The following is a 6200-nucleotide window of genomic DNA, read 5'->3' as shown; positions in this document are numbered from 1 at the left end:
AAAAGCCAACTGAAGCACCACTCTCAACACAATCTATAAGCAATGAATTTAATTGAACTGAGACGCTAGAGGTTGAATGAATTTCCTTTATTTCCACTGAACTATCCTTGTAATTTAACGCCGCATTAAGGGGCAGCCAACGCTACTACCAACTTTCCGCATAACACCGTAATCACAAAAACCAACGCATAATAAAAATGCCACGCGTTGGCTGTCCCTCTTAAATGCTTTGTTAGGTGCAAGACACCTTGATCAGTTTAGTCGTACAGGCTGTACGGCCTGAACCAATGCTGGAATATTTACATTGTTCAAGCCACCTTTTTTGGCTTTATTGGTCAAGTATGCACCAAATTTTTCTGTAACGTAGACATCGTCCATCCAGCGACGGAACTCACCTAAGGCCTCGACAGGATAAATCCATGCCATTGGATCTTTCTGCGGAAAATCCTCAGGGAATACATGCAGATGTTTTCTACGAAGACCATATTTTTCATCAAGATTGCTTCCACTCCAGTGTTTACCCCAAGCCTGGCCAACACTAATATCGGGCATTGTGCTGCTATCAAACGTCATTCCGTTTCTAATGCCAGAGATCACCAGATTCGCAATTTCAGAAAAGACGCTAAAGTAACCAGAAGGCAATTCATTAAGGGTGATACGTTCATGAAATGTTTTCCAAGATTCAGGCAGAGAATCGGATGGATTGTAGCCTGTTCGCTCATAAATGAATGTTCGAAGAGTTAGTTTAGCGAGACTACGGTAGTTGAGTTTGGCTTGTTCCTGAGGTGTTTGTGAATCAAAGGCGTAATACTCAAGAATTGCCATACAATTAACATCATTTATTGCATGGTAAGTTTTACCTTCGATATTAATCGGGACATATAAAATATTAGGGTCACCACCTTGCTCAATAATTAGCTTCTCGATCACCTGCCCACGAGGTTTAAAGCGCAAATCTGTCTGCCAATCTTTCACAAGTGTAATGATTACACTTGGTGCGACCCCACATAAAGCGGCTAAACCACGAGCACCAAGGTATGGAGTACCATTATTCATTACTCCCATTTCGATTCCATCTGGTGCTGTATGTTTTACTGAAGATAATTGAAGGCTGTATTGTTCCATGTAATGTCCTTACGATTAAATATCCATATCTAAGATGCAGGCTTATATGCAAGAAAACAAGTATGCTATGCGATATTTTGCACCTAACATTTTTATATGAAGCATGCTCAAATCCTACCCCTTTGGGGACAAAGTGAGCAAGCTGTTTTTACCTAACTATCATACAGTTAAGTCTTGTTTGGTAAAATATATTAGGGCGATAAATGCGCATGCGCATTTTCTCTCTTTGTGTTGCGCAATATCTCCCCAAGCAAAAATCATAACATAATGATTTATATCATATATTTATTATCACACTGCTGCAAAACGCGCATTATCAAGAGTGAAAATGAGCTTGCAATTATCAACAAAAAGATAATACTGTTTATTTATACAGTATTTTATCAATAGTGATTATTATGGAAAAAAGCCCTTTTTTAGAAGCGGTGCGGCGTAATATTCGGCTTCGTGGTTACAGTATCCGCACTGAAAAAAGTTATTTGTACTGGATCAAGTCGTTCATTCTTTTTCATCACAAAAAGCACCCTGAAACAATGGGCTCCGCTGAGGTTATCTCATTTTTATCTTTTTTAGCCAATCAACGTCATGTTGCGATTAACACGCAAAAGGTTGCGCTCAATGCATTGGCCTTTCTCTATCAAAAATACCTGCATGTTGAATTAGGCGATATGGGGTTTCAACTAGCAACCAAGCAGCGGCAACTACCGGTGGTTCTCACCCCAACCGAAATTGGGCATATTCTTGCCAACTTGGCTGACTTACCCACCTTGGTGATTAAACTGCTCTATGGGAGTGGTTTGCGTATTAGTGAGTGCTTACGTTTGCGGGTGCAAGATGTCGATCTAACACATTTAGCGATAACAGTGCGAGACGGCAAGGGCCATAAAGATCGACAAACATTGCTCAGTCGCCAGTGCGCTCCGCAGCTCAAACAACGCATCAATGAGGTATTGGCTTTACAAAAGCAGGATAACAGCCAAGGATTCGGGCCTTCACTTCCTGGGGCTTTAAGCCGCAAATACCCAACTGCCTTTCGCCAACCTGGCTGGATGTTTATATTCCCAAGCCCGGCAACATCAATACATCCTGTCACTCACACTTTATGTCGGCATCATATTCACAGCAGTATCATACGAAAGGCGCTGCATCGTGCGGTCATACAAGCACAGATCCCTAAAAAAGTAGGATGTCATACGTTTCGTCATTCATTTGCTACACATCTATTGGCCCAAGGCAGCGATATTCGCTCTGTTCAAGAACTGTTAGGGCACAATGATGTGAAAACAACCCAGATCTATACGCATATACTAGGGGAACATTATGCAGGCGTAACCAGCCCATTAGATAGGCTGTAGCACTTTTTCACGATGCTATAAAATGATTAAGTTCTAACAACGCTCTAGCATGGCGCCTTCAACCACGCTACCGCCACTGGCGGCAAACAACGGCATCGCACCAGTTAAGGATTTAAGACGCAGCTAGACTGCGCTCGTTAAGCATAACTGAGTAATAACTTATCGTGCAATCGCACAAAAGAATGATTTTGCATATAAATGACTTAATCCACTGTGAGTTGGTGCACCAAATAACATAAAGGTGATGATCGCCTAACTCATCAGACATTGTGTCATCTGGCTGATTTGCGCAGGGTCAATCTGTTGGCGTAAATATTCGTCACTGGCATGTTGGCTCATGGCAACATTGGGATTAATAAACTGCATAGGGGAAGGAACTTGGCAACTAGCTGAAGAATGAAACTCATTAAACCCAGCCGCTATCAATGGCATTAAGGTGCTCATACGAATGCCGCAACCGGGCATGATGATGGGGCCATGACAGGCGTGGAGTTGTTTAAGTAGATCTAAACCTTCAAGTGCACTGGGGCGCTGGCCAGAGGTTAAAATGCGATCAACCCCCATATCAGCCAACTGCTGAAAGACTCGCTGCGGGTTTTGACACATATCAAAGGCTCGATGAAAGGTCACTGAAAGCCCCTTGGCAGCATCCAGCAGCCGTGTCATCGCCAGTATATCCAGTTCACCGTTCACATTTAAGGCACCGAAGACCACGCCAGCGAGATCTAATTCGCGCACTAATGCGATATCTTCTAGCATGCAAGCAAGCTCTGCTTCGTTATAACAAAAATCACCGCCTCGGGGGCGGATCATCACCATGGTGGGCACGCTAAGCTGTGCTTCGGCAAGTTTGAGGGTTCCGAATGAAGGGGTAATTCCCCCTTCTTGACTAGCGGCACACAGCTCAATGCGGTGAGCCCCTGCCTGCTCGGCTATCAGGGCTTGATCTAAACCATAACAACAAACTTCCAGTGTACGCATGGTTACTCCTATTGACGAACCAGTAATGAGGCGCCAATTAGGCCACCATCTTGATAAAATTTGCCCGGCACAATCAGCGGCTGTTCGGTGCCAGTTAAAGTAAGCAGTCGAACAGCACGGTCTAGCTGACGAATCAATGCCGTTTCTTCAGCAAGCCCTCCGCCAACGACAACCCGTGATGCGCCTAAAATATTCAAGGTGTAAGCCAATGGTTCGCTGATAATTTGTAGCCACCCGTCAATGGTTTGGCTCGCTTGTAACTGCCCTGCATGCCAATGCTTTATGATCGCTCGGCTATCGAGGGTTTGATGGTGTAACAACTGGTGTAAGCGCTCTAAACCACGCGCCCCAGCAAGGGTGTCTAAACAACCAGTTTGACCACAACCACAGGGTTGGCGTGCAATCGTGATGGGTTGGTGATTAATGGTAATCACTGTGCGAGTAATCGGTGCATGGCCCCACTCGGCTGTAATGCCATTGCGCCCTTCAATAATCTGGCCATTGATCACTAAGCCGCCGCCAATCCCCGTACCGATGATCGCGCCCAGCACAATCGGTTGCTCGCGGGCATGGCCCACCAGCGCCTCGGCTAAGGTAAAACAATCGGCATCATTGGCAACGCGCACCACTCTGCCTAGGCATTGGCTCAGCTCATACTGAATACGATGGCCTTGATAGGCTGAAATATTGCCAGCCGTCACGCGGTCTTGCTGGCGGTCAACCACGCCTGTGGTCGATATCGCAACAGGGGCATCATCAGGATACTGGCTGCGATGACAGGTAATAAGTTCAGCTAACGTGTGGCAAAGGGCTTGCCAATCTGTCGCGGGATTAGGCCGTTGTTCTAAAAATTGTACCTGTCCAAAGGCAGTTGAAACGCCAAACTTAATAAATGAACCACCAATATCCGCACAGATAACGGGCTGTAACTGCATATCTTTCCTTACTATGAGCGGCTGTCGAGCAGATCGCTCAGACCATCACCTAAAATGTTAAATCCTAAAACGGTCACGAGAATAGCTAATCCGGGAAACAACGACAAATAGATATCGAGCCCTAAAAAGTTACGACCATCGCTCATCATGGTCCCCCACTCTGGCATCGGTGGCTGCACACCTAACCCTAAAAATGACAAACTGGCGGCAGCGAGCACAATGCTCCCAGCGGTAAGGGTCGATTGCACAATTAATGGGCCGATGGCATTGCGAATAATATAACGGCTGATAATGCGAGAGTGGCGCACCCCTAAAGCATGGGCCGCTTCAACGTACTCCATGGTTTTCAAATCAAGGGTCAAATTACGGCTCAAACGAGCGTAAACTGGGATCGAGAAAATAGAGATCGCAATCAGCATATTAATTAATCCTTCGCCCAGCACGCTAACGATCAAAATCGCCAACACAATACCGGGAAAGGCAAAAATAATATCCATCACCCACATGATGATCTGATCCAACCAGCGATGTCCAAGCCCTGCAATAACGCCAAGTGGAACGCCCACCACTAACGACAACCCCACACTGAGGACGACTTCAAACACGGTGATTCGAGCACCATAAATCACCCGTGTAAAAATATCTCGACCATAATCATCGGTGCCAAATAGATGGGCAGTCGATGGCCCTTGCAAGGTATTGAGTAAATCCTGGGCATCAGGTGCATAGTGAGTCAGCCAAGGGGCGCCAAGTGCCGCTATCACAATTGCCACCACTAACCCACCGCCAATTAAGATACTTGGATGCGTCACCAACCAATACCGTAGCACCTGCAGCCGGTCACTGGTTTGTGTTTGTTTTGTTTGTGCAAGAGACATTAATTAAACCTAATCTTGGGATTTAAAAAACCAATCAGAACTTCGCCAAGCAAGTTCATCAAAACTACGCCACTAACAGCGACTAAGGTCACCCCTTCAATCACTGGATAATCGCGATAACGCACTGAATCCACCAGCAGCCGGCCTATTCCGGGCCAGTTAAAGACTGACTCGGTGACCACGGCCCCGCCAATCAAGCTGCCAAAATTAAGCGCAACGATGGTTACAATCGGCACCAGGGCGTTACGAAATGCGTGTTTCCAGTATATTCGCCGCGGGGCTAACCCCTTGGCGCGGGCGGTGCGAATATAGTCAGCCGACAAAACATCAATGACCCCTGAGCGAGTCATACGCGCAACCACGGCCATAGGGAAAATAGCTAATGTCAGTGTCGGTAAAATATAGCTTCGCCAAGACTCAGCGCCTAATAATGGAACCCAACCGAGCTGTACGGCAAAGGTGTTCATAGCAATTAACGCTAACCAAAAGTTGGCAATTGAAGCGCCCGTAATGGCTAAAATCATCACCACTTGGTCAACCCAGCGATGCTGATACACCGCGCCGAGCATCCCAGCTGGAACGCCAACAACAATGGCAAGTAAGTAGCTTAAGAACGCCAAGGCTAATGTATAAGGAAGTCGTTCACCTATCTCAGCCATCACTGGCTGTTTTGACTGGAGTGATACCCCTAAATTACCGTGTACCGCACCTTGGATAAACCGCCAGTATTGCAACGGCAATGGCTCTTCTAACCCCAGTCGGACGCGCATATCTTGTACCGCTTCGGGGGTCGCTTGCGGGCCAGCCATTAACCGGGCAGGATCACCCGGTAATGAACGAATCGCGATAAATACCACTAACGAGATCCCCAGCAAGATAAGCGGAAACGACAACAGTTTTTTGGCAATGTATAACTTCATAACCGC

General features: G+C 46.4%; 6 protein-coding genes. 1 reads left to right on the top strand and 5 read right to left on the bottom strand.

What is annotated here, in order from left to right; all coding sequences use genetic code 11:
* Window positions 1-252 precede the first annotated feature (252 nt).
* Window positions 253-1125, bottom strand: coding sequence for a hypothetical protein (locus ABUE30_RS09790; protein WP_408623566.1), 873 nt, complete (start codon window positions 1123-1125; stop codon window positions 253-255).
* A gap of 395 nt (window positions 1126-1520) precedes the next feature.
* On the opposite strand from ABUE30_RS09790, the gene ABUE30_RS09785 reads away from it, so the two are divergent.
* On the top strand, window positions 1521-2480 hold the full coding sequence (locus tag ABUE30_RS09785) for an integron integrase (protein ID WP_408623583.1): 960 nt from the start codon (window positions 1521-1523) through the stop codon (window positions 2478-2480).
* A 252-nt stretch (window positions 2481-2732) separates the two neighbouring features.
* Here the strand turns inward: ABUE30_RS09785 and ABUE30_RS09780 are convergent, their stop codons facing one another.
* Genes ABUE30_RS09780 through ABUE30_RS09765 form a run of 4 tightly spaced genes read right to left on the bottom strand, consistent with a single transcriptional unit; the run spans window position 2733 to window position 6194 of the window.
* The gene (locus ABUE30_RS09780) at window positions 2733-3461 is read right to left on the bottom strand and encodes a copper homeostasis protein CutC (RefSeq protein WP_408623565.1); all 729 of its coding nucleotides are present in this window, start codon (window positions 3459-3461) and stop codon (window positions 2733-2735) included.
* Window positions 3462-3469: 8 nt separating this feature from the next.
* On the bottom strand, window positions 3470-4396 hold the full coding sequence (locus ABUE30_RS09775; RefSeq protein WP_408623564.1) for an ROK family protein: 927 nt from the start codon (window positions 4394-4396) through the stop codon (window positions 3470-3472).
* An 11-nt stretch (window positions 4397-4407) separates the two neighbouring features.
* A complete protein-coding gene (locus ABUE30_RS09770; protein ID WP_408623563.1) occupies window positions 4408-5274 on the bottom strand; it encodes an ABC transporter permease in 867 nt (288 codons plus the stop codon).
* Window positions 5274-6194: an ABC transporter permease gene (locus ABUE30_RS09765; protein WP_408623562.1), complete on the bottom strand. Its 921-nt coding sequence runs from the start codon at window positions 6192-6194 to the stop codon at window positions 5274-5276. The genes ABUE30_RS09770 and ABUE30_RS09765 overlap by 1 nt, the downstream gene beginning before the upstream one ends.
* Between the last annotated feature and the right edge of the window lie 6 nt (window positions 6195-6200).

It is taken from the genome of Celerinatantimonas yamalensis (assembly GCF_046054155.1).
In the GTDB taxonomy this organism is placed as follows: domain Bacteria; phylum Pseudomonadota; class Gammaproteobacteria; order Enterobacterales; family Celerinatantimonadaceae; genus Celerinatantimonas; species Celerinatantimonas yamalensis.
Note: the sequence above shows the minus strand (reverse complement) of the source record. Positions and strands in the feature narration are given on the sequence as shown.

Excerpts from the sequence above, each read along its gene's own strand:
- ABUE30_RS09765 (WP_408623562.1), bottom strand. The coding sequence starts at position 6,194 with ATGAAGTTATACATTGCCAAAAAACTGTTGTCGTTTCCGCTTATCTTG.
- ABUE30_RS09770 (WP_408623563.1), bottom strand. The coding sequence starts at position 5,274 with ATGTCTCTTGCACAAACAAAACAAACACAAACCAGTGACCGGCTGCAG.
- ABUE30_RS09790 (WP_408623566.1), bottom strand. The coding sequence starts at position 1,125 with ATGGAACAATACAGCCTTCAATTATCTTCAGTAAAACATACAGCACCA.
- ABUE30_RS09775 (WP_408623564.1), bottom strand. The coding sequence starts at position 4,396 with ATGCAGTTACAGCCCGTTATCTGTGCGGATATTGGTGGTTCATTTATT.
- ABUE30_RS09780 (WP_408623565.1), bottom strand. The coding sequence starts at position 3,461 with ATGCGTACACTGGAAGTTTGTTGTTATGGTTTAGATCAAGCCCTGATA.